Origin of the sequence: Deinococcus arboris (assembly GCF_009755355.1) — a bacterium.
Classification (GTDB): Bacteria; Deinococcota; Deinococci; order Deinococcales; family Deinococcaceae; genus Deinococcus; species Deinococcus betulae.
Genome location: NZ_WQLB01000002.1, coordinates 252,479 through 277,835, shown reverse-complemented (window position 1 = coordinate 277,835; position 25,357 = coordinate 252,479). Strand labels below are relative to the sequence as shown.

The window sequence follows — 25,357 nt, the reverse complement described above, 5'->3', positions numbered from 1 at the left end:
CGATGACCCGTACGGTTCGAGACCCCCTTGAAGGGTCTGTCAGCAGTCTCTATATGAACGTGGACGGGCAGGACATGTCACGAGACCTGTTTGAGCTGATTCACGAAATCACGGTGGATAGCAGCCTGCAGCTGCCAGATGTGGCGACGATCACGCTGCGCGATCCTGAAGGCGTCCTGGTGGACGACGAGAAATTCCGGCTAGGTGCCCGCATCAAGATTGTGTCGCAGGTACAGGACCATAAGGAAACGGTCTTTGACGGGGAACTGGTCGAGGTTGAGCCCCGGTTTGTACGGGCCACCCAGCAGCTGCGGCTGCGTGCCTTTGACCGCTTACACCGCCTGGCGCGTGGCACGCACACCCGGTCGTTTCAGAACATCAGCGACCTGGACCTGGTGAAAAAGCTGGCCGGCGAGGCGGGCATGACGGCCAAGACAGAAGGCAGCAGCGTGGTGCATCCCTACGTGCTACAGCACAATCAGACCAACCTGGCGTTCCTGCGCGAGCGGGTCTCACGTCTGGGCCTGATTCTGTACGCCGACGGCACCACGCTGCACTGCCAGCCGGTCAAGGGCCAGGACGCCATTGATCTGGCCTGGGGCGATAACCTCGCCGAATTTCTGCCGCGTCTGACCAGCATGGCGCAGACCAGTCAGAGCACCGTGCGGTCCTGGGACCCCAAGCAAAAACGCAGTGTGGTTGGCCAGGCCACGAGCGGCCAGGGCAAGGCCGAGGTCAGCGAGAGCACCAAGAGCGAGGGGGTGGCGCAGCAGGCTTTCAACATGAAAGCGCCAGCCACCTCCAGCACCCTGATCGTGCGCGAACAGGGCTACGCCGCAGCTATCGCCCAGGCCCAGCGCAATACGGTGGCCGAGCAGCTGCTGGAAGCACGCGGCGTGACCGCTGGCTATCCCCGCCTGACCGCCGGCACCACCTTGAACATCAAGAATGTGGGCAAGCGCTTTAGCGGCAAGTATGTGGCCAGTAACGTGCGCCACATCTACCGCAACGGGGAAGGCTACAGCACCGAATTCAGCGTGACGGGCAGCCGCCCCGATTCGCTGGGCAGCCTGCTGCGGGCGGCCGGGACAGGCGGCAGCGGGGGCGGCGACGCGCCGTATACGCCGGTCCAGGGCCTGATGATTGGCATCGTGACCAACAACAACGACCCCGAAAACCAGGGCCGCGTCAAACTGAAGCTCCCAGCCCTGACCGAGGAGGACGAAAGCGACTGGGCGCGCGTGGTGGGGCTGGGCAACGGCAGCAACCGGGGCTCACAGACCTTGCCGGAAGTGAACGACGAGGTGCTGGTGGGGTTTGAGCACGGCGACATTCACCACCCTTATGTCATCGGGGGCCTCTGGAACGGCAAGGACGCGCCGCCGCGCCCCAGCAGCAAGGCCGTCAAGAACGGCAAGGTGATTCAGCGGGTCTACCGCACCCGCCTCGGGCACGAATTTATTTACGAGGACCCGGACGATCCCGAGCCGCCCAAAATCACCCTCCAGAGTAGCAAGAAACATGCGCTCGAACTGAATGACGACAAGAAGAAACCGTTCGTCGAACTCCGCTCCAAGGATGGTCACCGCCTGACGCTGACTGAGGGCAGTGCGCCGCAGGTCATTCTCCGGGACAAGAACGGTAACGAGGTGCTCCTCAATACCCGCAGCAACACCGTGACCATCAAGAGCACGGGGAAGCTGGAACTCAAAGCCACGACGGGCATCAGTATTGACGCGGGCGGCGGCAATGTAGACGTGCGCGGCGTCATGATCAACCTGAACTGAGGGCGGCCAGACTCCGGCCCTGCGTCCTCTTCCTTTCTCAGCATGGAGGCGGCATGACTCTTCAACAACGACCAGCCGAAGGCGGCTTTCTGGAACAGGTGGAGCGGGGGCTGGACGGGCTGACCGACTTTGTGCGGGACGCCCTGGGCCTGGAGCAGCCCAAGCCAGCGAAGGCGCCGGGTGCTCCCTCTGTCAAAACCGGCCAGACCTGGACGCGCGATTTTAAGCACGACACTGGCCAGCTGACCATGCATCTGCATCTGAAACGCGGGCCAGACGGGTCGCTGGGTGGATATTACGCCGTGCAGCCCAAGGGCAAGTCACGCGGGCAAAACTGGCCACTGACTGGCAAGCTCCTCAAAGACGACACCTTTACTCTGGTGGGCACTCAGAACGGCGCGCGCTTTGCAGGGTCGCTGCGCGGCGGCGTGCCGCGTGTCAGCGAGTTCAAGAACCGTAAGTTTGCGCTCCAGGACATCACCTTTGCGCGTTTGACGCCAGCCGCGCCGAAGCCTCAAGCGGCCCCCAAGCCTCAGCCGGCTCCAGCCCAGCCGGCGGCCAGCACCCCGCAGGCCGGTGGCCCACACACAGGCGCCCTGCCTGATCTGCCCGCCCTGCGGGAACCTGGCTTTCTGCCCCGGCTGCGGCAGGTGGCCGCCAGCGTCAACACCATGCCAGAAATTGTGCTGGCGTTTTTAAATCTGGAAAGCAGCCTGAATCCGGCTATCAATAAAGATAAGGCCTCACAGTATAAAGGCTTGGGGCAGATTGGAAGAGATGCACTGACAGACATCAATTTGCATATCAACAAACACAAGCTGCCCTTAAAAGTTCTGAACACGACCAATGACCTGACAGCCCTGAGTGCCACTCAGCAACTGGCTTATATCGAAATTCACTTGCAGCTTCATATGCGAGGGGTCGATAAGAACGCCAAGGCTGCTGGGCGCACAACTTCGCTGGAAGAGGTATACATGGGCCACCTCGGCGGCAGCGCCAAGTACGCTCAGAATGACGTGTGGGTCAGTCAGGGGAGTGCTGCCTACAGCCAGAATCCCATGGACGCTGATCAGGACGGCCACAACACACCGGTTGAGGCGGCCGATACGGTACGCGGTAAGTTCACCAAGAACTTCGGTGCCAACCTGGACGAGCGCAGCCGCCACCTGAAGCCCACCAAGCGCAAGTTTGAGGGCAGGATGCAGCTCTTTTACGTCTACGACCCGAAGCATGACAACGGTCTGCCGCTCTTTAGCCTGGACCCGGTGTCTCCGACGCCTGTGCCGCCGCAGGAATTTCCCAAACCACCTGCCACACCTGTGCCGGAAGACCAGGAACCAGCAAGCGAACCAGACGCCCTGGACCGTCTGATGAAGTTCAAGGAAGGCACACCCGAGTACACGTTCCAGCAAATTCGTGTGGCGCGCGAAGTTATCAAGGTGCAGCCCCAGTCAGCGCGCGCCGAGCTGTACCTGATCTTGCAGGAAAAAACCCCTCATCACTCTCAACGCAACAACCTCAGCCTGGGTCGCGAAGTGGATGGTGACAAGCAGGGCGCCCGAATTGGCAGCATCATGTGCAACCTCACGAGCGCCGCAATGGTGCTGGAGCAGCTTGGCATTGAGAACCCTGACCCCGAGCATTTTCCGCAGTTTGAAGACTATTTGGAAGATCTACGGCGCAAATTTGTGGACGCGCGGTATCAGGAACTGTTGAAGGCCGGGTTGTCGCAGAAGAAAGCGTGGCAGGGGTCTTACGGCCGCTTTCACCGCACCATGCAAGAAGGGTGGGGCAAGGTCCTAGAGTTGATGGGAGCGACTCACAGCGTCTTATATCCAAGACGCACACGGCAGTACTGGGAAGAATCCGTGAAGCCAGCTCTGGCCCAGGGCGACGCCGTCATGATGAGTATCAACGGACATATTGTTCGCTTGCAAGGCATGAATGAAAAGGGCCTTATTGTTGATGACCCTTACGGACGTTCCGTGCTTCAGAAGAACACTCATTTAAAACCAGAAGATAGGGCTGGAAGATACGATCATAATGCCAAAGAGAGTGGTAATGACACGGTCTGGACCTGGAAAAGTGTTGAAGAACACGCCATGCTGTGGCTGGCAGTTGTGAGGAAGAAATAGAATGTTTTATTGGTTGAGAGGTCTGACAACTGTGCTTATTTGTTTGACTGTGTCTGGAGCGCAGGCTCAGGGGCTCTTAGGAAAGAAATTGTTGCTGCCCGTCAAGACGCAGGAGGGGACAATTCCCATGCCGGTCGCTGTAGAGAAAGCCGCGTTTTGTCAAGCCTATAGCTGTATAGGAGACAGAGCGCCCCTTGGCGATACCGGATTTTCAACATGGGTTGTGGCGGGCCGCGAGATGCGCCTGCGAAGTGACGAGGTGCTGACCGCCCGTGGACAGGGGAAATTCTACCCAGAGCTGACAGTCCACGCCGAGAAAAACGTCGTTACGTTCACTGACCTGATGGTGGGCACGACGGTGCAAAAGACACTCCCCGCCGCCACCCTAAACATGCTGGGCAACTTCACTCGCCTGGTCCTGGGGGCGCCCATCAGTGGGCAGAAGCTGAGTGCGTGTTACCGTCAGCTGCAAACTGAGGCGCGCTGCACAGTGGGCGGGGGCAAGGTGCGGCTGGCCAGCGGCGCCACCAAGACCTTCAAGGCGTGGTTCCGGACAGTGGACGACGGTGAAGGGTATTCCAGTGTGAATTACGCCATCGAGCTGGACGACTAATGCCGCGCGCCGCCTCCCGCCCTACGCCGCCGCAAGACAGCCACCTGCTACTCCAGGCGGTCTGTGAAAGCCTGAGTGCCCAGGTGCTGGACGCCGCCCTGAGTGAACAGGGTGACCCGGAAGCCACGTTTGAGGTGGTGCTGCCTGAAGAGGCCTCGCAGACCCGGCTGGGCGCCTTACAACAGGGCCTGGGCCTCACCGAGTTCGAGTTGGGGGTTATGGCGCTGGCGCTAGCCACCGAACTGTACCCGGAGCGGATGCTGGCGGCATGTGGCACGGCCCTACAACTGGACGGGCCTTACACTGGCTTTCTAACGCCGTCGCTGTGCCGCCGCTGGCTGCCGGGCGCCGACTGGACCGAGATGGGGGCCTTTCAGGCGGGCAGCGCCCTGACCCGTTATCACCTCATCGAATTTGGGCAGAGCGTCAATTCCAGTGTGCTGGAATCCCTGACGCCCCTTCGCCTGACGGCGGGCGCGCTGGCTTTTTTGCGCGGTGACGAGGGTGTGGCCCTGGAACTGCGCAGCGTGACCCAGCCGCTGGGAGCCGGCGGCCTCCTGAGTGATTCTCAGGAACAAACCTTGCAGACCGCCAGTAAACACCTGTCGCGTCAAGGGAACGAGCGGGCCGCGCTGCTGTACGGTTCACAGGTGCAGGCGATGCGTTCACTGGCCGGGCATCTGCTGGCCGGGAGTGGCCGCACCCTGCTGCTGGATGTGGCGGCCCTGGCCACCCGCTCTCCTGAGGCCCTGGACGTGACCCTGCGGGCGCTGGACCGCGAAGGCCGGGTGACTGCCGCGCCGCTGGTGCTGGATGTCACGGGCGACGCCCCAGAGGGCCAGACGCTGGATGACCTCACGACCCGCCTGCTCGGTGTAGCCACCGGCCCATGCGTCATTCTGGCCCCCGAGCCGCTGCCGCTCGACTCAGCGCGCGCCCTGCTGCCTCTGGAGGTCACGGCCCCTACCTCGGCCGAGCAGCGCGAACGCTGGGGGCAGGCGCTGGGGGTCAGTGGCGAGCCGCCCCTACTGCGGCAATTGGGCGACCAGTATCAGCTGAGCCTGGAACGTATTGACACCCTGGCCCGCGAGGCCCGTGCGGCGCTGCCCGGCAACGCGGCACACCAGACTCGCATTGAGAGGGCGTGGGAGGCCGCCAAGACCGCTAACCGCCGCCTGATGGGGTCGCTGGCCCAGCGCATTGAGACCCGTGCGGGCTGGGACGACCTGATTCTGCCGCCGGCTGACCGCGCCGCCCTGGAGCAGATTGCCGCGCATGTGCGTCACCGCTCGCAGGTCTACGAGGATATGGGCATGGCCCGCCCAGGCCGGGGCCGCTCGATTGCCGCGCTGTTCAGCGGGCCCAGTGGCACTGGCAAGACCCTGAGCGCCGAAGTGCTGGCGCGTGATCTCAATCTTGACCTGTACCGGGTGGACCTGAGCAGTACCGTCAGCAAATACATTGGCGAGACCGAAAAGAACCTCAAGAAAATCTTCGATGCCGCTGACCAGGGTGGCTGCGTGCTGCTGTTTGATGAGGCCGACAGCGTCTTTGGCAAGCGCGGCGAGGTGCGTGACAGCAACGACCGCTACGCCAATGTCCAGGTGAACTACCTCCTGCAACGCCTGGAAAGTTTCAACGGCCTGGCGGTGCTGACCACCAACATGGAAAGCAGCATGGACGTGGCGTTCATGCGCCGCTTGCAGTTCGTGATTAACTTCCGCGCCCCGCAGGCCCAGGAACGCGAGCGGCTGTGGCGCGGCGCTTTTCCCAGAACGCTGGACACCAGCATGCTGGACTTTCCCCGGCTGGCCGCCGCCGACGTGGCGGGGGGCAATATTCGCAGCGTGGTGATGAACACGGTGTTCATGGCCGTGGCGCGTGGGGTGCCCCTCAGTCAGCCCTTGGTCGAAGAAGCGCTGCATCTGGAGTACCGCAAACTGGGCCGCCTGGTGTTGTAATCCGAGCGGATGTATAGGGCTGCGCAGAAAAGCAAGAAAGAGAGAAAAGTGTTCTGAGTATGGAGTTGACAGATAGCTTCTGTTCTGATGTGTCAATGAAACAGACGGAATCCATGGAAGGGCGGAACAGGCAAGAGCCGGCGGGTGCAGGTTGCACGCTGCCGGCTCTCTGGCCCGACTGACCTTTACATTTACAGGCCCATTGAGATGAACTTGGTTTCCAGATATTCGTCCAGACCCCAGTGACCACCCTCGCGGCCCACTCCACTGTTTTTCATGCCGCCAAAGGGCACATGGGGCGCTCCGGCGCTGGGTACGCCGTCGTTAATGCCCACGATGCCGTATTCCAGCGCCTCGGCCACTCGCCAGGCGCGGCTCAGGTCGCGGGTGTAGGCGTAGGCCGCCAGCCCATACTCCGAAGCGTTGGCCAGTCGCAGCGCCTCTTCTTCAGTGTCAAAGGCCACCACCGGCGCCACTGGCCCAAAGGTCTCCTCACGCAGAATCACCGAGTCGGGGTGAACGTCGGTCAGAACCGTGGGGTGAAAGTACAGCCCCTCCTTGACCCCGCCGCCCACCGTGGCCCGCGCGCCCCGGCTCAGGGCGTCGTCTACCTGCGCCTGAATCTTGTCGAGGCCCGCCCGCTCCACAACCGGCCCAACGCCCGTGCCTTCGTGGAGGGGGTCGCCCAGCACCAGCTTGCCTGTCAGGCGGGTCAGGATATCGGTGAATTCGGCCGCCACCGCGCGCTGCACGTAGACCCGGTTGGTGCTGATGCAGGTCTGCCCGGCGTTGCGGAACTTGCTGCCCACCACCTCACGCGCGGCCTTGTCCAGGTCGGCATCCTCGAAAACCAGGAACGGCGCGTGCCCCCCCAGTTCCAGCGAGACGCGCTTGAGGGTCTGGGCGGCCTGGGTGTAGAGCAGGCGGCCCACTGCCGTAGAGCCGGTAAAGGTCAGCTTGCGCAACCGCTCATCGGCCATGAACGGCGCGCTGAAAGCGGGGGCGTCGTTGGTGGGCAGCACCTGCAGGGTGTTGGCCGGGCCGCCGGCTGCCAGCCACAGCTCGGCCAGATACAGCGCCGTCATGGGACTCTGCTCGGCAGGCTTGAGAATCATCACGCAGCCAGCCGCCAGGGCCGGCGCCGCCTTGCGGGTAATCATGCCCGCTGGAAAATTCCAGGGGGTTACCGCGTAGACAATGCCGACTGGCTCGGCAGACGTAAAGCCCCGCTTGCGGCTCTGGCGCATGGAAATCCGCTCGCCACTGATGCGCCCGGCTTCCTCGGCACACCATTCCACGAAGCTGGCGGCGTAACTGACCTCGCCGCGTGTTTCGGTGATCGGCTTGCCCATCTCCAGGGTCATCAGGCGGGCCAACTCGTCTGTGTGCTCGAACATCAGGTCGTGCCAGCGGCGCAGAATCTGGCCGCGCCGGTAGGGATTGACCTGCCGCCACTCGCGCAGAGCCGCCTCGGCGGCGTCAATGGCGCGCCGGGCGTCGTCGGCGGTGCAGTCGGCCACCGCGCCAATCGGTTCCAGGGTGCCAGGGTGAATCACGTCAAACGTCTTGGGTGCCGAGCGCCACTGGCCATCAAAATACGCCTGGGTGCGGGTCACGGGGTCATTCAGCAGGGTGGTCATAGGGCCTCCTTAGAAGGTGTGGGGCAGGGGGGGCAAGAGGTGATGTCCTCTGCAGCCTAGCGCGGGGGCCAGGACAACCGCCCCGCATCATGGGACGCCAGATTGTCCTTAAACGTTCACAATTGACGTTAACGTAAATATGACCGTATGCTGGGCGGCAGACCCCACCCCTGGAGGACGGCACATGGCCTTAAAAGAACTGTTTGACCTGAGCGGCAAAACGGCCCTGATTACCGGCGGCAGCCGTGGCCTGGGGCTACAAATTGCCGAGGCTCTGGGCGAGTACGGCGCGGCCGTCATCCTGACGGCGCGCAAAGCACACGAACTGGAAGAGGCGAAGGCGCACCTGGAAGGGCAAGGCGTGACTGCTCACATCGCCCCCAGTGACCTGGCTGACCTGGAGACAGCCGACGCGCTGGTCGAACGCCTTGTGGCGGAGGTCGGCCCAATCGATATTCTGGTCAACAACGCCGGAGCCACCTGGGGCGCCCCCACCACCGAGCACCCCTTGGACGCCTGGCTCAAGGTCATGAATGTCAATGTCAACGGCACCTTCACCCTGACCCAGAGTGTCCTCAGGCGCTGCATGGTGCCGCGCAGCGCGGGCCGGATTCTGAATGTGGCGTCGGTGGCGGGCCTGCAGGGCAATGACCCGCGCATGATGCCCACGCTGGCCTACAACACCAGCAAGGGGGCCATGGTCAATTTCACGCGCGCCCTGGCCGCCGAGGTGGCCGCGCAGGGCATCACGGTGAACAGCATCTGCCCCGGCTACTTTCCTACAAAGATGACGCGCGGCACCCTGGCCTACGGCGAGGCGGCCATTCTGGAGCACACACCTCTGCGCCGTCTGGGTGGTGAGCACGACCTCAAGGGCCTGGCCCTGCTGCTGGCCAGTGACGCGGGCGCCTACATCACCGGGCAGAACATCGCCGTGGACGGCGGCATTACGGCGGTATGACGCCCGGCCTCATCCCCTGGGCCGACCTGTGACGCCCCTCTCCAACAAGCGCAAGGTGCGGGGCGGCCAGACGCAGCTGCGGCGGGTAGACCAGTGGCGTCAGCAGAACCTCACGCCCGACTGGTCACACCTTGCCCACAACGGCGTGGACTACGTCAAACTCTGGATAGACCCCTGGAGCCGCCTGCCCGCGCGTGAGCCGCCAGCCTGGTTGCGGCGCCGGATGCTCTCAGGGCTGCTGGACATTCACGACGCCTGGACGCGCGCCAGTGCGGGGCGGCCCGACGTGGCGTATCTGGCGCTGTGGCTGTGCTGGCCGCACTTTGCCAGTTCGCAGGTGGTGATGGCGTCGCCCGAACGCGCTGAGATGTACCGGACCATGTTCACGCCGGCCCCGGCCCGGCCACTGCCTGCGCAGCTCAGTGGTCAGGAACCGCGTCTGCTGGGTCTGAACTGGCGAACGGGTCTGGACGAAGATGTGCTGGAGGGTGAAGAGGTGGCGCGCCGCCTCTCGCTGCTCCGGCGACCCTACCGCGTGGAAACCCCCAGCTCTGGCGAGCCGCTGTATTTCTTTCCGCGCGGGCATGTTTGGGTAGGGCAACAGCTGGAGGCAAGATGATTCTCTATGTCACAGGCGACGCCACGCAGCCCCAGGGCGACGGGCCAAAGCTGCTCGTCCATGTGTGTAACGACATTGGCGCCTGGGGACGCGGTTTTGTGCTGGCCCTCTCGAAGCGTTTTAAAGCCCCTGAGCAGGCGTTCAAGCGCTGGGCAGCAGGCGACACTGGCCAGCCCTATGCGCTGGGAGAGGTGCAGTTCGTGCCTGTTGCCCCGGACCTGACAGTGGCCAATCTGGTTGGTCAGCATGACATTGCGCGCAAAAATGGGCCGGCGGCGGCGCCGCCCGTGCGCTACGAAGCCATCCGCATGGGCCTGCGCCGTGTGGCCGAGGAAGCCCGGCGTGGCGGCGCCAGCGTGCACATGCCCCGTATCGGCGCCGGGGTGGCCGGCGGTGACTGGGCCGTGATCGCCTCCATTGTTGAGGAAGAACTCGCCGGCCTGCCTGTCACCGTGTATGACCTCCCGGATGCCCCATGCTGATGGGCACCGTCTACACCCTGGAAAAAGACGGCACGGTTCTGGGCACCCTGACCGTGACAGACACCGAAATGTTCGCGGTTCACGGCACGTTCGAGGCCACCGCCGCCTTCGCCCCTTACCGCGCGCTGTTTGACGAGGACGCCCGGCTGGCCGCACTGGTGGCCGATGACGATTCCCCGGAGGTGCTGGCGCTGGCCGAAGCGAGCCTGGAGCAGATTCTGGCCCTGGGCCTGGTGCTGCGCAGTCCACGCGGCACGGGTTACCGCAACCTGCTGCTCAGTATTGAGGGCGACCAGGCTGGGTTCCGTCCACTGAATCCCGAGGAGGAACCCCTATGACCCTGTTCGATTCTTCCCCCCGTACCCGCGACCTGCACGCGCGCCTGAGGGCGTTCATGGAGGCGCACATCCACCCCAATGAGGCAGAGTTTGAGCGGCAAGTCAATACAGGTGACCGCTGGGCGCCCGTGGCCCTGCTGGAGCGCCTCAAGCCTATGGCGCGGGCTGAGGGCCTGTGGAACCTGTTTCTGCCGCCTGCCAGCGACCCGGATGGGCAGTTTGGTGCGGGCCTGAGCAATCTGGACTACGCGCCCCTCTGCGAACTGATGGGCCGCGTGTGGTGGGCACCCGAGGTGTTTAACTGCTCGGCCCCCGACACCGGCAACATGGAAGTGCTGGCCCGTTACGGTACCCCCGAGCAGCAGGCGCAGTGGCTGATGCCCCTTCTGAACGGAGAAATTCGCAGTGCATTTTCCATGACCGAGCCGGACGTGGCCAGCAGCGACGCCACGAACATTGAAGCCCGGATTGTGCGCGGCGGCGACGACTACCTCCTGAATGGTCAGAAATGGTGGACCAGTGGCGCGGGCGATCCCCGCTGTCAGGTCACCATCTTCATGGGCAAGACCGATCCCAGCGCCGAGAAGCACCGCCAGCAGAGCATGATTCTGGTGCCTATGAGCACGCCGGGGGTGACTCTTGACCGGCTGCTGACTGTCTTTGGCTACGACGACGCCCCACACGGGCACGCCCAGATGAGCTTTACGGACGTGCGGGTGCCGGCCAGCAACATGCTGCTGGGCGAGGGCCGGGGCTTTGAAATCGCGCAGGGTCGCCTGGGGCCGGGCCGCATTCATCACTGTATGCGCCTGATTGGGCAGGCCGAGCGGGCGCTGGAACTCATGGTGGCGCGCGCTGGGAACCGCGTGGCGTTTGGCAAACCTCTGGCCGCCCATCAGCATGTGCGCGAGGCGATTGCCCAGTCCCGCCTGGAGATTGACCAGGCCCGGCTGCTGACGCTGCACGCCGCGCACCTGATGGACACAGCGGGCAACAAGGCGGCGCGCGGCCAGATTGCCGCCATCAAGGTGGTGGCACCCACGGTGGCCCTGCGGGTCATTGACCGCGCCATTCAGGTGTTTGGCGGCGCGGGCGTCAGCCAGGACACACCGCTGGCCCTGATGTATGCCCAGGCCCGCACCCTGCGGCTGGCTGACGGCCCCGACATCGTGCATTTAGAAACGGTGGCCAGAGAAGAGCTCCGGCGCGCTGAGGCCTAAGGCGGGTGGCCCAGAGTTAAAGGCACCTGTACCACCTTCCACCACAAACGCGCCTCGCAGAAGGAGAGAACTATGGACTTTCAAGACAAGGTCATCGTCGTGACTGGGGCTGCTTCGGGAATTGGGCTGGCGCTGGCGGCGCGCTTCGTTCAGGAAGGGGCAACCGTCATTGCCTCGGACCGGCAGGCCGAGATAGGGGCTGCCCGCGCCGCCGAACTGGGGGCGCGCTTCGTGGCCGCCGACATCAGCCGGGAAGAAGGCGTTCAGGCGCTGATCGAAGACGTGCTGGCGCGTGAGGGCCACATTGACCTCTTTTGCTCGAACGCAGGCATTGCAGTGGGGGAGGGGCCAGAGACGCCAGACCGCGTCTGGCAACTGATTCATAACGTCAATGTCATGAGTCATGTCTGGGCCGCGCGCCACCTGCTGCCGCACATGCTGGAACGGGGCGGCGGGCACCTGCTCAACACCGCCTCGGCAGCGGGTCTCCTGACCGAACTGCATTCAGCGCCCTACGCGGTGACCAAGCACGCGGCCCTAGCTTTTGCCGAGTGGCTGGCCATCACCTACGGCGACCGGGGCATCCGGGTGGCCTGCCTGTGCCCTGAGGGTGTCTGGACCCCCATGATTCAGAACGCGCCCATCTTGCAGCAGACGGCCATTTCGACCGATGAACTGGTAGAGAAGACGCTGGCGGTCCTGCGCGCAGACGGCTTTCTGATTACCACCCACCCCACGACCCTGAAAGGCTTTGCCCTGAAGGCGGCCGACTACGACGGCTGGATTGGCCGTATGCGGCAGCTGCGTGTCCGGGCGATGGCCCTGCTGGGCGGCGGGCAGGACCGGGCGTGACCCCGTGACCCGCGCGGAGACAACCCCGGTGCGTCCCGGCGAGGAACTGCCTCTGGAGGCCCTGAAGGCTGTGCTGCGCGGCCGCATACCGGGTGACGTGGACGCCCTTTCAGCCGAGCAATTTCCAGGTGGCTTCTCGAATCTGACCTATCTGCTGCGGCTGGGCGAGGCCGAGTATGTGCTGCGCCGCGCGCCGCTGGGGCCAGTGGCCAGAGGCGCCCACGACATGACCCGCGAGGCTGGGCTGCTCGCCCGCGTTCATCCGGCGCTGCCGGTGGCCCCCCAGCCCATTCTGCTGGTGGAGGACGCCTCGGTGCTCGGCGCTCCCTTTTACTTAATGGAGCGCCGTCACGGTGCCGTGGTCCGCGCGGCGTTGCCTCCCGAATACGCGGCTTTGCCTGACGCCCCGGCCCAGCTGTCACACGCCATGATGGATACGCTGGCCGACCTTCACCGTGTGGACATTGACGCGGCTGGCCTGCGTTCTCTTGGCCGGCCCGAAGGCTTTAACGGGCGGCAGGTGGACGGCTGGGCCGGGCGCTGGCGGCGGGCCCGCACGGCCCTGGACGGCACAGGCGACCTGCCTCCTCCCGAGACGCTGGGGGACGAAGAGGTGATCGGCTGGCTCGAAGCCCATCTCCCACCAGAAAGCGCCCATACCCTCGTCCACAACGATTTCAAGCTGGACAACCTGATGTTCGATCCTGCTGACCCCAGCCGCGTCACGGCGCTACTGGACTGGGAAATGACCACCGTGGGCGACCCTCTGGTGGACCTGGGGTTGACACTCACCTACTGGACCATGCCCCAGCAGCCTGGCGGGGCTCCCACCCAGGTCGGCGCGGCGGCGCCCGGCTTTCCAGGGCGCGACGAACTGGTCGCCCGCTACGAAGCTCGACTTGCTCGTCACGTGACGAGCAGCCTGCCCTGGTACGAGGTGCTCGGTCATTTCAAGCTGGCTGTCATCGTGCTGCAAATCTTTGCGCGCTACCGCGCCGGGCAAACGGCTGACCCCCGCTTTGCGCCGCTGGCCGCTCAGGCCGCGTGGCTGATAGGCGAGGCGCGGCGCCGCATTGCCGACCTGGCATGAGCCAGCTTCTGCTGATCCGGCATGGTCAAGCCACCCCTTTTGAGACAGAGACCGACCGCCTCTCTGCCCTGGGTGAAGCGCAGGCACACGCGGTAGGGCAGGCGCTGGCGGCTGAAAGGCTGCGACCCACCCACCTCTGGCATGGGCCCCTAGTGCGGCAGCGGCGCAGCGCTGAACTGGCCGCCGAAGCAGCTGGGGGCCTCTGGCCACCCGCAGTCCTTGATGCCCGACTGGCCGAGTACGACGGCGACGGCCTGGTGCGGCACCTGTGGCCTGTTCTGGCGGCGCGTGACCCGGCTTTTGCGGCTCTGGCGGCAAATTTCGGTGCCCAGCGCGCCGGACCAGAGCGCAACCGTGCCTTTCAGCAGGTGCTGGAGCCTCTGGCTGCTGCCTGGCAAGCTGGCACGCTGACCCACACGGAGGTCGAACCCTGGGTGACCTTCCGGGCACGGGTCAGGGCTGCTTTTGCAGAGGTCACGGCGCTGCCCTCAGGGTCAATGGCCCTCGCTTTTACCAGCGGCGGGGTGATTGGTCTGGCGGTGGCCCTGGCGCTGGACGCCCCCGACGCTGCAGCCCTGCGCCTGAACTGGCGCGTTCAGAATGCCAGCCTGACCCGCTTCACCTTCGGACGAGGCCGCGTCAGTCTGGACAGTTTCAACGAGACCCATCGCCTGCCTCCAGATCTTCGCTCCTGGCGCTGAGAGGGGCGGGCCGTGGTGGTCAGCCGTTTTAACCGCTGGTAAGGACAGAAAGGCTGATCGGGCGAAGCCCCCTATGTTCCTTAGCCTGGCTGCCAGTCTTTGATAGGCCGTGCAAAGTAATACCCCTGCATCACGCCCACGCCCAGGGCCTCCAGCAGGTCTACCTGCCGCAGGGTTTCAACACCTTCGGCCACCAGCTCCAGGCCCAGGTCCCGGCTCAGGCCCACAATGGCCCGCACAATCGCCGCGTCGCGGCCCCCCGGTTCCTCTTCCAGGGCGGCCACAAAACTGCGGTCAATCTTGAGGCCACTCAGGGGAAAGCGGGCCAGGTACCCCAGGCTGCTGTAGCCGGTGCCAAAGTCGTCCAGCATGACCCGCACGCTGTCGGCCTGAAACTCGGCCAGCATCCGCGCCGCCCGTTCGGGCGACTGCATCATCAGGCTCTCGGTAATTTCCAGTTCCAGGCAGTCGGGGGGCAGGCCACTGGCTTCTAATGCAGCAGCCACCACCCGGCGCAGGTCACGGCTGGCAAACTGCTGCGCCGAAAGGTTGACAGCGACCCGCACGCCCTTCCAATGGGCTGCATGGCGGCAAGCCTCCTGCAGCACCCAGGCGCCGACTTCCACAATCTGCCCGCTGCGTTCCAGAATCGGCATGAAACTGCCCGGAAAAAGTAAGCCGTGTTCAGCACTGCGCCAGCGCAGCAGGGCTTCGGCGCAGACCACGCGGCGCGTCCGCACGTCCAACATAGGCTGAAAATGCAGCTCGAATTCACCCCGTTCCAGCGCGTGCGCCAGGGCGCGCTCCAGGCCAGCGTGGGCGTGCTGGCGGCGGTCGTAATACACACAGCTCTCGCCGCTGGTCTTGGCGTCATACAGGGCCAGCTCAGAGGCCTGGCGCAGCGCCTCGGGGTCGCGCGCGTCAGTAGGCCAGCAGGCCGCACCTACACTCCAGGACATCCGCAGGCTCTGGCCCCCCACCACCACCGGCTGATTCAGGGCGCCTATGGCGTCTTGCAGGCGCCGGGAACCGTGGCCCCCACCGCCCAGCAGCAGGGTAAACTCGTCGCCCCCCACCCGCGCCACCACCTCGTCGCCGCTCAGCGCCGCGCGCAGGCGCCCGGCGACCACGCGCAGCAGCTCATCGGCCGCGTCATGGCCGTAGGTGTCGTTGACCAGTTGAAAGCGGTTGAGGTCGGCCGACACCAGCAGAAACTCGGTGTCCTGGCGCTGCGCCTGCTCAATGTGCTGGGCCAGCTGGGCGTGCAGCATCAGGCGGTTGGGCAGCCCGGTTAGCGGATCGTACAGGCGGCCCCGCTCCAATTCCTGAAGCTGGCGCTGCACAGTTTCCTCGGCCTGCAGCCGCAGCGTCTGTTCATAGGCCGCGCGGCGCTGCGCGCTGTCCACCTCGGCCTGGGCCGTCAGTTCCTGTAATTGTTTGTCCTGCGCGGCCGCATTCAATTCGGTCTGCAGGACCAGCACCCGGCGCAGGTGCCGCGCGGCCTGCGCCGGGTCAGCGGCCTCGGTCACGTCGGCCAGGATGGTCAGGGCATCCAGTTGCGACTGCTTGCGGCCGTCGGCCTCGGCCAGGGCCAGGGCCTGCTCAGCGGCCGTCCGGCTCTGGCCGAGCTGGCCTGACCGCTGATGCAGCCGCGCCAGCAAGAGCCCCGACTCGATCAGGCCGTCGGGGTCCTGTAACTGCTCAAAGGTGGTGTGCGCCTGCTGGGCATCCGCCAGGGCGTCCAGCCCGTCCAGATGAAACTTCGTCAGCGCCAGATTCAGAATGACACTGGCCTGCAGCACCGGAATCTGGTGGAGGTCGGGATGAGCCAGCACCTCTTGCAGGAGGGTCTGGCCGTCCTGGTAGTGGCCCAGCTTCAGGTAAGCGTCGCCCAGATTGATCGCCGCGATGAAATACGCCGTGGTGTCGCCGACCAGCTGGGCCACCTCCAGACAGCGGCGGTACTGCTGCGCGGCCTCTTCCGTGCGGTTCTGGGCGCTCAGAATGTTAGACAGCGTGTTGAGAAGGCCCAGTTCGACCGTCGGGTGGGCTGCCGGCTCCATCGTCTTGAACAGTGTTTGTGCCCCGCTGACAGCCACCATGGCACTGTAGTTGTCATTCAGGCTCCGGTGAATGCCCGCGATATTGCACAGCGCCGCAATCTGTCCGCCGACATCACCCTGACGCTCTCGCAGCTGGACAGCTTCTTGCAGGAGCGTCAGGGCTTCGCGGCTGTTCAGCAGCAGGTGCTGGGTGTGGGCAAGCGCGACCAGGATGTTGGCTTCCGTCAGCTGGTCACTGGCCGCCACAGCAGCCTCGCGGGCCGCGGAGAGCTGCTGCCGGGCCAGGTCCAGCTGCCCCGTCGCCTTGGAGTACAGCCCCCAGGCGTAATTCAGGTGGGTCGGCGAAAGGTCAGTGGCCTCAGCGAGAAGCCCCGCAGCAGCCTCCAGACGACCTGTACGGATAGCGTCCAGAACCTGTTGCAGGTCTTCTGTGGGCGTGGCCATCAGCGCTCAGACTTTGGCCGCAGCCTGAGGTCAGTCATCCAGTTCATCAATAAAGTCTTTCAGATCAAGGCGGCCTTTGCCCAGCAGACCCTGATACGCCGAATTTCCATCCAAGCGGTCAATGCGCCGCGCCTTATCCTTGAGCGCCTTGAGGGTCTGCTCTGCGCCGGCGCCTTCTCCCAGCCCCAGGGCCAGGGCGCCGGCCACCACGGGCGCACTCATGGAGGTGCCAGAGAACTGGCCCATACGCCTGTCGGGGAAGGGCGCAGCAATCTCCTGACCAGGCGCCATCAGTCCAATGGCCTCACCGTAGGAAGAAAAATCACTCTTCAGGTCGTCCTGATTGACGCTGCCCACCGCCACACTGTAGCGGCCTCCTTTCATCTGGGCGGCTGGGTAGTCCGGCGCGGCCTTGTTGAAGTTGCCTGCGGCCGCCACCACCAGCACCCGCTTGCTGTTGGCGTAGGCGATGGCCTGGGTCAGCGCGTCCTGAGCCCGGCTCGTGCCCAGGCTGAGGTTAATGACGTGGGCGCCGTGGTTGGTGGCCCATACGACGGCCGCCGCCACATTCAGGGTGTCGCCTCTGCCGTCGCTGTCCAGCACACGCAGCGGCATGATCTTGGCGCGCGGGGCCAGCTGCGCGGCAATACCGGCCACGACGGTGCCGTGCCCAAACGAGCCTTTGCCCACGGCCCCAAGGTCCTGAGGAGTGGCGTCGTCATCCACAAAATCCCGCCAGGTGTTCGCTGGGGTCAGCAGATTGGTGAACATGGGGTGGGTCAGGTCAAGGCCAGTGTCGATGACGGCGATAATCTTGCCGGCACCCAGCGCCGTGCCCTGATGCGCTTCTTTCAGGCCAATCTTCTTCCAGGCGGCAGTATTGGCGGGTAGAGGCGAATAGGTATCAGAGACCCAGGCGTCGCTGCTGTTAAAACGCCAGTCATCGCGCACGATGCTGCTCCACAGTTCAGGGGCGTTGGGCCAGAAGTCGCGCACAATATTGCCCCACATTCCAGGCTCTGTCTGGCCGGGGTTGACGGCCACCACGTCCTGGTTGTCCTGCGGAGCCGGGCCGGTGCCCTGTGCCTGCAAGGGCGCGCGGGTCGGGTCGCCGATGACCGCAAAGGTCTCGGTGCGCAGTTCGACGCGGCCGCCGTACAGGCGGGTCAGGTCTTCATCGCTTTGGGCAGCAGTCACAGGGACCGTTAAGATGGTGACGGGAGCCGAGTTGGCTGGCGTCGTCAGCCGCCCACAACCAGAGAGCAGCAGCGAAGTCAGGGCAAGGCAGGAAAGAGTAAGACGCATGAGAATCTCCTTAAGCTGACGAGGTTGAGGCTCCAGTGTACGCCGGTTGATCGGCCTGTCCAGAGGGGAAGCAGCCTGTGCTGCGGCCCAGTGTAGCGGCTTCATCCAGGCCACATCTGAACCTAGCCTCTCAGTTGAGGTGAAACAATTCAGAAAGACTGGACAACCGCAGGTCAGTCCAGCACAGACCGGCGGTACGGTGGCGCTTCCGGTCTTTAGTTCTGATGAAACGAATGGGGGCACCATCCCCCCAGGTGGAGGGCCTACCTGGCTTCCCGCAGGTCGATGACCCGGCGCAGTTTGCCCCCCTCGCTGCGCGGCAAGGTCCCTGGGGCGCACAGTTCGCAGCGGATGGTGACCCCCACCTGAGCCTTGACCTGCCGCACCACCTCGTCCTGCAAAGCGGCTGATGCGGCGGGCACCTCAAGGCGCAGGGTCAGCTCGTCTAGCAGACCCGTGCGGCTGAGAACAACCTGATAATGCGGGGTGGTCTGTCCCAGCGTGGCCAGCACAGCTTCCAGCTGCGTGGGGTACACGTTGACGCCACGCAGGATAATCAGGTCGTCGCTGCGGCCCCGGATGATGTCCATGCGCCGCATGCTGCGGCCAGTGCGGTTGTCCCCCGGCAGCAGGCGCGTGATGTCGCCCGTCCAGTAGCGCAGCAGCGGCAGGGCCGAGCGGCTCATAGAACTCAGGACCAGCACGCCCCATTCGCCCTCCGGCAGGACCTCGCCGCTGTGGGGGTCCACAATCTCGGGATAGAAATGGTCTTCCCAGACGTAACTGCCCTGCTGCTCGCGCACATCCTCGTTGCTGACGCCGGGGCCAATCAGTTCAGAAAGCCCGTAGATATTCGTCGCCCGAACGCCCAGGCGGGCCTGCACGGCGGCGCGCGTTTTTTCGGCCCAGGGTTCGGCGCCCAGCACGGCGTAGCGCAGCGCCAGGTCGCCGGGGTGCACGCCGCGTGCCTCCAGCGCCTCGGCCAGCACCAGGGCGTAACTGGGGGTGCAGGCGATGACCTCTGGTTGCAGGTCCAGCAGCAGGTCCACCTGCCGCGCTGTGCCGCCGCCCGAGACCGGCACCGTACACAGCCCCAGCCGCTCGGCGCCCGCGTGTGTGCCCAGGCCGCCGGTAAACAGGCCGTACCCGTAGGCGTTGTGAAAGGTCATGCCCGGCCGCGCCCCGGCCGCGTACAGGCTGCGCGCCACCACCTCGGCAAAGACCCCCAGGTCGTGGTCGTCATAGGCCACGGTGGTGGCCCGGCCGCTGGTCCCGCTGCTGGCGTGAATGCGCCGCAGGTTGCTGCGTGGGGTCGCCACCAGCCCCAGCGGGTACGCAGCGCGCAGGTCGTCTTTGCGGGTAAAGGGAAAGCGGGCCAAGTCATCCAGGGTGTGCAGGTCGGCGGCGCTCACGCCAGCCGCCTGGAACTTGGCGCGGTAGGCCGGCACCTGGCTGTCCTGCCGCGCCAGCATCGCCTGAAGCCGGGTCAGTTGCAGGGCGCGCAGGGCCGGGACCGGCAGGGCTTCCAGTTCAGGCTGAAACAGGTCAAGGGGAAGGTCGTGAACCATGAAGTCTCCGGAGGCAGGCAGAGGAGGGAAGGACCGGGCAGCGCCCGTCACACCAGATAGCCTGGCCTGGGCCGCTTGCAGCTGTCCGGTGGGCGCCGGGCATCAGGAGGTCTCAGTCTAGAGCAGGCCGGCGCGGCAACGTGAAGCAGAAGGTGGCCCCCTGACCGACCTCGCCCTGCGCCGAGACCGTGCCGCCGTGCCGCTGCACGATGCGGCGCACATTGGCCAGCCCCACGCCAGTGCCGCCGAAGTCCTCGGCGCGGTGCAGCCGCTGAAAGACCCCAAACAGCTTGTGGGCGTAGCGCGGGTCAAAGCCCACCCCGTTGTCGCGCACGAAAACGGTCCAGGTGTCGGGGGAGGTCTCGGCCCAGACCTCAATGCGGGCCTGCGGCGTCTGCGCGGTGTACTTCAGGGCGTTGCCCAGCAGGTTGGTCAGCACTTGGCGCAGCAGGGCCGGGTCAGCCTGGACATGGGGCAGGGGCGCCGGTTCAAAGGTGACCTGATGTCCCTGGGCCTCGCGTGCCTGCACCTCAGGCTGGAACTCGGCCCAGATGCTCCCCACCAGGGCGTCCAGCTTGGTCTCGGCCAGGCGCAGCTCCTGGCGCCCGGCGCGCGACAGATTGAGCATGGCGTCAATCAGGTCGTTCATCTGCGCCGCCGCTTCGCGGATCACGGTCAGCGCCCGCCCCACTTTCGGTTGCGCCAGGGTCTCAGGGTCCAGGGCGCGGCCCAGCAGGTCAGCAAAGCCCGCAATGTGCCGCACCGGCGCGCGCAGGTCGTGGCTGACCGAATAGGCGAAGGCTTCAAGTTCCTCGTTGGCGCCCTGAAGCGCCGCGTTGCTGCGTTCCAGTTCGGCCGAGTAGTGCCGCAGCGCGGTGACGCTGCGCGCCCGTTCCAGCGCCAGCACCAGACTGCGCGTAATGGCCGCCAGCAGCGCCCGGTCGCCCGCGTCCCAGGGCCGGGCCTCGAACTGCCCCACGGTAAAGATGCCCAGCCGCTCGCCGCCCACCTGCAGCGGCAGGCTGGCCAGGGCCCCCAGGCCGTCGCCCGGCACCTTCAGGCCGTCGGACTGCGGGTCAAAGGCAGCCTGATAGTACGGTTCCCCGCTGTCCCACGGCAGTTGCAGGCTCTGGGCCTGCGAAAAGGGCAGGCCTGCGTCCAGCGCCGCCTGCCGGGCCGGGTCGCGCACCTGTCCCACCTGCGCCTTGAGGCACCACAGGTCGCCCTCGGGTTCGTAGTAGGCCGCAAACCCGCGCGGCAGCAGCGCCAGCGCGACTTCCTGCGCGCGGCGGATCAGGGCCAGGCGGTGTTCCTGGGCGCCCAGGTCGGCGCTGAGCTGCGCAAAGGCTTCCAGCGAGCGCGCCTGCGCCTGAAGGGCGGCGTTGTGCAGGCGCAGCTGCTCTTCTTTGTGGGCGCGGTCCAGCGCCAGGCTGAGGCTGCGCCCCACCGCCCGGAAGACACTGCGCTCGCGCTCGGTCCAGTCGGCCGCGCTCTGGATACCCATCGCCAGCACCCCCACCAGGGTCTCGCCCCGGTAGGTGGGACACAGGGCCACCGCGCCGAAGGTCTCGGTGTCGGGCACGTCCGGCACGGTCACGGTCCACTGCGGCACGAACAACACGTCACGCGCCGACAGCGCCGCCTCGATTTGTGGGCCGCGCAGCGGCAGGCCCGCCCTCAGCCGGCTGGCCAGGGCCACTGGCACACTGGCCGACAGCGCCGCCGCGTGCCACAGCCGGCCCTGCGGCACCAGATAAGCGACACTGACGCTGCCCAGGGTGACCTGAAGGACCTCAACGGCGCGCTGCGCGACCTCGGCGACGTTGGTGCTGCGCAGCGCCTGATCGGTAAAGGCGGCAAAGGCGATCAGCGCCGCGTCGGCCCCCGGCTGCTCGGCGGTCACAAAACGTCCTGCACTGGGCCCCACGAACCGTTCATCGCCGCGCAGCATAACGCTGGTGGACTGGCGGGTGCGTTGCGGCTTTTGCCAGCGCTCGTCTCATCAGACCAGGCCAAGGACCGCAGGCATGACAGGTCAGGGGCCGAGGGGGCCTGTCTGAGGATGGACTGGCTGCACTGCCAACGGCGCTTTACGCGGCGCCGCCGTGCCGCCACATCATGACGCGGGCCCCACGCTCTCGCTGTAGCCACGCGCCTGCAAGGTGTACATCTCGGCGTAGTGACCGCCGCGCGCCATCAGCTCGGCGTGGGTGCCGCGCTCGGTGACCTTGCCGCCCTCCAGCACCACGATGGTATCGGCCAGGCGCACCGTCGAAAAGCGGTGCGAAATCAGCAGGGTCAGGCGGCCGCGCGTCTGCTCGCGCAGCGCCTGAATGGTGTCGAACTCGGCGCGGGCGTCCAGGGCCGCCGTGGGTTCGTCAAAGATCAGCACCGAGGCGTCCCTGTGGTACAGCCGCGCCAGGGCCAGGCGCTGCCACTGCCCGCCCGACAGCTGCCGCCCCCCCTGAAACAGCCGTCCCAGTGGGGTGTCCAGGCCTTCGGGCAGGCCCGCAACGAAGTCGGCCCCGGCCCGCTCCAGGGCTGCGGGCACCCGCGCGGCGCCCTCGGGCTGCGCCGCGTCGGCCAGCGCCACGTTGTCGCGGGCTGTCAGCTGGTACTGCCCAAAATCCTGAAAGATGATGCTCATTTCCCGCTGCACGCTGCGGGGACTGAAGCGCGCGGCGTCCTGGCCATTGAGCAGAATCTGCCCGCTGGTGGGCACGAACAGCAGGGTCAGCAACTTGACCACTGTGGTCTTGCCCGCGCCGTTCTCGCCCACCAGGGCCAGCGCCTCGCCCCGGCGCAGGGTAAAACTGACCCCCCGCAGCACATCGCGCTCGGTCAGGGGATACCGGAAGCCCACCTCCCGAAATTCGATGGTGTGGATAGGGCCAGACCAGACCTCGCCCGCGTCCAGGTCACGGGTGGGCAACTCCAGAAAGTCAAAGAGGTTGCGCATGTACAGCAGGTTCTGGTAGACCGCGCTGCCGCCGCCCAGCAGGCTGCTCACGGTGCTTTGCACCTGCGCGATGCCGAGCACAAACACACTGAATTCACCGACGCTGACCTCGCCCGCCGCCGCCCGGCGCAGAATCAGGGCGCTGGCCAGGCCAATGAGCAGGGCGCTGAGGAGCGCCGCCCCGAAGCTCCAGCCGGCGCGGCGGCGCACCAGGGCCACCAGATGCTGCCGGAACCCCAGGTAATAGTCGCGCCAGCGCCGCAGCAGCTCGCCCTCGAAGCCAAACAGGCGCACCTCTTTGACATGCGCGTCCGAGGTCAGCAGGCTGCCCAGATAATTCTGCACGCGGGCGTCGTGGGTTTGCCGCCGCAGCATGCGGTAGCCTTCGACCCCAAAGCGGTTGCCCACAACCACGCCTGGCACGCTGGCCAGCACGACCAGCGGCAGCACCCAGGGCCCCAGCGTGGCCATCAGGGCGCCCACCGAGCCCAGCGTGACGGCCGCGCCCCCCAGCGACACCAGTTGCGTGGCCACCCCCAGGGGCCGCGACCCCACTTCCCGGTAGGCCTGTTGCAGCCGGTCATAGGTCTCGGCGTTCTCGAAGTTCTCGACGCTGAGGGTCGCGGCCTTGTTCAGAATGCGGCGGCTGACCCCGTGTTGCAGGCTGTCACCCAGCAGCTGCTGCGCGGCGCTCTGCACGGTGGACAGCAGGCTTCCCAGCACAACCAGACTGACCTGTGCGCCCAGCAGGGTCAGCAGCGAGGTGTAGGCAACCCCGCCCTGTGCGGCGCGGGCCACCTCGTCAAGCAGCAGCTTGCCCACGTACAGGTTGGCCGCCGGCAGGGCGCTGCCCGCCAGACTGGTGGCGGCGTAGGTCAGGCTGTGGCGGGGACTGGCCTGCCACACCAGCGCCAGTGTGGCGCGCAGGTCGCGCAGACGCTCCCGCAGGGGCAGATGATCATCAGGTAGAGGCGCGCGCATCCTGTCAGCATGCCGCCTGGTGCCCCCAGCCAGCGGCATGGAGAACACAGTCACGCTTGCTCTAGCATGGGGCCATGACCGGCGCCCCCACCTTGCCTGACGAGTCCGCCCGCCTGATGGCCCTGGCGTACTACGGCATTCTGGACACGCCGCGCGAGCCGCAATTTGACCGGATTGCTCGGCTGGCCGCCTCCATCCTGAAAACGCCGGTGGCGGTGATTAATTTCGTAGACCAGTTCCGGCAGTGGGGTAAGGCGTCGGTGGGGGTGGGGGACACCACCGCGCCGCGCGCCGACTCCTTTTGCGCCTGGACCATTCAGCAGGACCAGCCGCTTGTGGTGCCCAATGCCCACCTGGACCCGCGATTTGCCCAGAACCCGATGGTGACGGGCGAGCCCAACGTGCATATGTACGCCGGCGCTCCTCTGGTGATGCCCAGCGGGCACCGCATCGGCACCCTGTGCGTCACGGACACCCAGCCGCATCCCCTGACCCCGCAGGACCTTCAGGCGCTACAAGATCTGGCGGACATCGTGGTCACCGAGTTGGAATTGCGCGCCTATCAGCAGCGCCTGACCCTCTCGCTGGACGCGCAGCGCGAACACAGCGCCGAGTTGCAGCGCAGTCTGGCGCAGTCCCAGGCACTGGACGGCATTTCACAGCTGCTGAGCCTGGATCTGGAGCCCCAGGACGCGCTGCTGGCCGCCGCCGCCCTGCTGGGCGAGGCCATGCACAGCGATGTGACGGGGCTGCTGGTGATACACGGAGATGAGGGCGTACTCAGTGTGGGGCACCTGCATCCCCGCGTCCAGCCCGAACAGCGCGCGGCCCTGGAAGGCGATGAGTTGTTCCGCCTGTTGCGGCCGCACTTGCCCGGCACAGAGCGGCCCACGCTGCTGGATGACGCTCAGGCGCTGGGCCTCCCTGGACCAACTGACCTGCAGGCCCTGGCCTGGGCATCGGTGGGCATGGACGCCGACCAGACCCTCTGGCTGGTGGCCGCGCGCCTGAACGGTCATCCGCAGGGGGGCTGGCGCGCCGCCGAGCGCTCGCTCTTTGAAGCGGCGGCGCGGTCTCTGCGCGCCAGCCTGGACCACCGCCAGGCGCGGGCCTGGGCCCGGCGGGATGTGCTGACGGGGGTCCTGAACCGCCGCGCCCTGGAACAGGACCTGGCCCAGCCCTCGGCGGTGCCCTTTATGCTCGTGATGGCCGATGTGGACGGCCTGAAAGCAGTCAACGACGTGGGCGGTCACGCCCAGGGGGACAAGTTGCTGCGCGTATTTGCGGCCACGCTGGCCGCCGAAGTGGGCAGCGCAGGCCAGGTATACCGCTACGGCGGTGACGAATTCGTGGTGCTGACGGCCCCCACCAACGAGGAACTGCTGCTGGACCAGGTGGATACGGCGGTGCTGGCGGCCCGTCAGCTGGCGCCGCAAGCTGGGGCCAGCGTGGGGGTGGCCCACAGCCAGGAAGGCGAGCCGCAGACCCTACTGCGCCTGGCCGACGAGCGGATGTACGCCGTCAAACGCCGCCGCATGGCCCTGCGCCAGAGTGGAGAGCTGACCTCCTGAATGGGATGTCGAAGTTGTTGCTGCCAGGTCTAGCGCGTTCTTCATCTTGTGATCGCATCAGCAGCGG

19 protein-coding genes are annotated in these 25,357 nt (G+C 65.8%); 13 read left to right on the top strand and 6 right to left on the bottom strand.

From position 1 onward, the window contains the following. Window positions 1-2 precede the first annotated feature (2 nt). The 4 genes from GO986_RS02705 (at window position 3) to GO986_RS02690 (ending at window position 6,496) form a co-directional block, all read left to right on the top strand. Entirely contained in the window at window positions 3-1,787 is a 1,785-nt protein-coding gene (locus tag GO986_RS02705; protein ID WP_157457663.1) for a VgrG-related protein, read from the top strand. 248 nt (window positions 1,788-2,035) lie between these two features. After that, entirely contained in the window at window positions 2,036-3,922 is a 1,887-nt protein-coding gene (locus GO986_RS02700; protein WP_198170363.1) for a C39 family peptidase, read from the top strand. A gap of 238 nt (window positions 3,923-4,160) precedes the next feature. Then, entirely contained in the window at window positions 4,161-4,535 is a 375-nt protein-coding gene (locus GO986_RS02695) for a hypothetical protein (protein WP_157457661.1), read from the top strand. Next, window positions 4,535-6,496 (top strand): ATP-binding protein, encoded by a 1,962-nt coding sequence (locus tag GO986_RS02690; RefSeq protein ID WP_232337352.1) that lies wholly within the window; start codon window positions 4,535-4,537, stop codon window positions 6,494-6,496. The genes GO986_RS02695 and GO986_RS02690 overlap by 1 nt, the downstream gene beginning before the upstream one ends. Window positions 6,497-6,687: 191 nt before the next feature. On the opposite strand, the gene GO986_RS02685 is transcribed toward GO986_RS02690, so the two are convergent. After that, on the bottom strand, window positions 6,688-8,136 hold the full coding sequence (locus GO986_RS02685; RefSeq protein WP_157457660.1) for an NAD-dependent succinate-semialdehyde dehydrogenase: 1,449 nt from the start codon (window positions 8,134-8,136) through the stop codon (window positions 6,688-6,690). A gap of 184 nt (window positions 8,137-8,320) precedes the next feature. Between GO986_RS02685 and GO986_RS02680 the strand changes: the two genes are divergently transcribed. The 8 genes from GO986_RS02680 (at window position 8,321) to GO986_RS02645 (ending at window position 14,399) form a co-directional block, all read left to right on the top strand. After that, the gene (locus GO986_RS02680) at window positions 8,321-9,097 is read left to right on the top strand and encodes an SDR family oxidoreductase (protein WP_157457659.1); all 777 of its coding nucleotides are present in this window, start codon (window positions 8,321-8,323) and stop codon (window positions 9,095-9,097) included. Window positions 9,098-9,125: 28 nt separating this feature from the next. Beyond that, the gene (locus GO986_RS02675) at window positions 9,126-9,716 is read left to right on the top strand and encodes a hypothetical protein (protein WP_157457658.1); all 591 of its coding nucleotides are present in this window, start codon (window positions 9,126-9,128) and stop codon (window positions 9,714-9,716) included. After that, the gene (locus tag GO986_RS02670; protein ID WP_157457657.1) at window positions 9,713-10,198 is read left to right on the top strand and encodes a macro domain-containing protein; all 486 of its coding nucleotides are present in this window, start codon (window positions 9,713-9,715) and stop codon (window positions 10,196-10,198) included. The genes GO986_RS02675 and GO986_RS02670 overlap by 4 nt, the downstream gene beginning before the upstream one ends. Continuing rightward, window positions 10,192-10,536 (top strand): hypothetical protein, encoded by a 345-nt coding sequence (locus GO986_RS02665; protein ID WP_157457656.1) that lies wholly within the window; start codon window positions 10,192-10,194, stop codon window positions 10,534-10,536. Before GO986_RS02670 ends, GO986_RS02665 begins: the two co-directional genes overlap by 7 nt. Further along, the gene (locus tag GO986_RS02660; protein ID WP_157457655.1) at window positions 10,533-11,756 is read left to right on the top strand and encodes an acyl-CoA dehydrogenase family protein; all 1,224 of its coding nucleotides are present in this window, start codon (window positions 10,533-10,535) and stop codon (window positions 11,754-11,756) included. The genes GO986_RS02665 and GO986_RS02660 overlap by 4 nt, the downstream gene beginning before the upstream one ends. Before the next feature lie 72 nt (window positions 11,757-11,828). Then, on the top strand, window positions 11,829-12,608 hold the full coding sequence (locus GO986_RS02655) for an SDR family oxidoreductase (protein WP_157457654.1): 780 nt from the start codon (window positions 11,829-11,831) through the stop codon (window positions 12,606-12,608). 4 nt (window positions 12,609-12,612) lie between these two features. Further along, the gene (locus GO986_RS02650) at window positions 12,613-13,698 is read left to right on the top strand and encodes a phosphotransferase family protein (protein WP_369409099.1); all 1,086 of its coding nucleotides are present in this window, start codon (window positions 12,613-12,615) and stop codon (window positions 13,696-13,698) included. Beyond that, window positions 13,695-14,399, top strand: a complete 705-nt coding sequence (locus tag GO986_RS02645; RefSeq protein WP_157457652.1) for a histidine phosphatase family protein — start codon at window positions 13,695-13,697, stop codon at window positions 14,397-14,399. Before GO986_RS02650 ends, GO986_RS02645 begins: the two co-directional genes overlap by 4 nt. Before the next feature lie 80 nt (window positions 14,400-14,479). Here the strand turns inward: GO986_RS02645 and GO986_RS02640 are convergent, their stop codons facing one another. The 5 genes from GO986_RS02640 to GO986_RS02620 all read right to left on the bottom strand — a co-directional run bounded on the left by GO986_RS02640 (window position 14,480) and on the right by GO986_RS02620 (window position 23,719). Then, window positions 14,480-16,906: a putative bifunctional diguanylate cyclase/phosphodiesterase gene (locus GO986_RS02640; protein ID WP_157457651.1), complete on the bottom strand. Its 2,427-nt coding sequence runs from the start codon at window positions 16,904-16,906 to the stop codon at window positions 14,480-14,482. A gap of 30 nt (window positions 16,907-16,936) precedes the next feature. Continuing rightward, complete coding sequence (locus GO986_RS22785) at window positions 16,937-18,103, bottom strand: S8 family serine peptidase (RefSeq protein ID WP_198170362.1); 1,167 nt, start codon at window positions 18,101-18,103, stop codon at window positions 16,937-16,939. A 371-nt stretch (window positions 18,104-18,474) separates the two neighbouring features. Then, window positions 18,475-19,755 carry an AMP-binding protein gene (locus tag GO986_RS02630; protein WP_157457713.1) on the bottom strand — a complete coding sequence of 427 codons (1,281 nt, stop codon included), beginning with the start codon at window positions 19,753-19,755 and terminating at the stop codon, window positions 18,475-18,477. A 136-nt stretch (window positions 19,756-19,891) separates the two neighbouring features. Beyond that, window positions 19,892-21,730: a sensor histidine kinase gene (locus tag GO986_RS02625; protein ID WP_157457649.1), complete on the bottom strand. Its 1,839-nt coding sequence runs from the start codon at window positions 21,728-21,730 to the stop codon at window positions 19,892-19,894. Between the two features lie 165 nt (window positions 21,731-21,895). Next, the gene (locus tag GO986_RS02620; RefSeq protein WP_157457648.1) at window positions 21,896-23,719 is read right to left on the bottom strand and encodes an ABC transporter ATP-binding protein; all 1,824 of its coding nucleotides are present in this window, start codon (window positions 23,717-23,719) and stop codon (window positions 21,896-21,898) included. 74 nt (window positions 23,720-23,793) lie between these two features. Between GO986_RS02620 and GO986_RS02615 the strand changes: the two genes are divergently transcribed. Beyond that, window positions 23,794-25,290, top strand: a complete 1,497-nt coding sequence (locus GO986_RS02615; protein WP_157457647.1) for a sensor domain-containing diguanylate cyclase — start codon at window positions 23,794-23,796, stop codon at window positions 25,288-25,290. Window positions 25,291-25,357 lie beyond the last annotated feature (67 nt).

Coding starts and splice junctions, on each gene's coding strand:
- GO986_RS02625 (WP_157457649.1), bottom strand. CDS start 21,730: ATGCTGCGCGGCGATGAACGGTTCGTGGGGCCCAGTGCAGGACGTTTT.
- GO986_RS02700 (WP_198170363.1), top strand. CDS start 2,036: ATGCATCTGCATCTGAAACGCGGGCCAGACGGGTCGCTGGGTGGATAT.
- GO986_RS02705 (WP_157457663.1), top strand. CDS start 3: ATGACCCGTACGGTTCGAGACCCCCTTGAAGGGTCTGTCAGCAGTCTC.
- GO986_RS02655 (WP_157457654.1), top strand. CDS start 11,829: ATGGACTTTCAAGACAAGGTCATCGTCGTGACTGGGGCTGCTTCGGGA.
- GO986_RS02680 (WP_157457659.1), top strand. CDS start 8,321: ATGGCCTTAAAAGAACTGTTTGACCTGAGCGGCAAAACGGCCCTGATT.
- GO986_RS02690 (WP_232337352.1), top strand. CDS start 4,535: ATGCCGCGCGCCGCCTCCCGCCCTACGCCGCCGCAAGACAGCCACCTG.
- GO986_RS02695 (WP_157457661.1), top strand. CDS start 4,161: ATGCGCCTGCGAAGTGACGAGGTGCTGACCGCCCGTGGACAGGGGAAA.
- GO986_RS02660 (WP_157457655.1), top strand. CDS start 10,533: ATGACCCTGTTCGATTCTTCCCCCCGTACCCGCGACCTGCACGCGCGC.
- GO986_RS02620 (WP_157457648.1), bottom strand. CDS start 23,719: ATGCGCGCGCCTCTACCTGATGATCATCTGCCCCTGCGGGAGCGTCTG.
- GO986_RS02640 (WP_157457651.1), bottom strand. CDS start 16,906: ATGGCCACGCCCACAGAAGACCTGCAACAGGTTCTGGACGCTATCCGT.
- GO986_RS02615 (WP_157457647.1), top strand. CDS start 23,794: ATGACCGGCGCCCCCACCTTGCCTGACGAGTCCGCCCGCCTGATGGCC.
- GO986_RS02670 (WP_157457657.1), top strand. CDS start 9,713: ATGATTCTCTATGTCACAGGCGACGCCACGCAGCCCCAGGGCGACGGG.
- GO986_RS02685 (WP_157457660.1), bottom strand. CDS start 8,136: ATGACCACCCTGCTGAATGACCCCGTGACCCGCACCCAGGCGTATTTT.
- GO986_RS02665 (WP_157457656.1), top strand. CDS start 10,192: ATGCTGATGGGCACCGTCTACACCCTGGAAAAAGACGGCACGGTTCTG.
- GO986_RS02645 (WP_157457652.1), top strand. CDS start 13,695: ATGAGCCAGCTTCTGCTGATCCGGCATGGTCAAGCCACCCCTTTTGAG.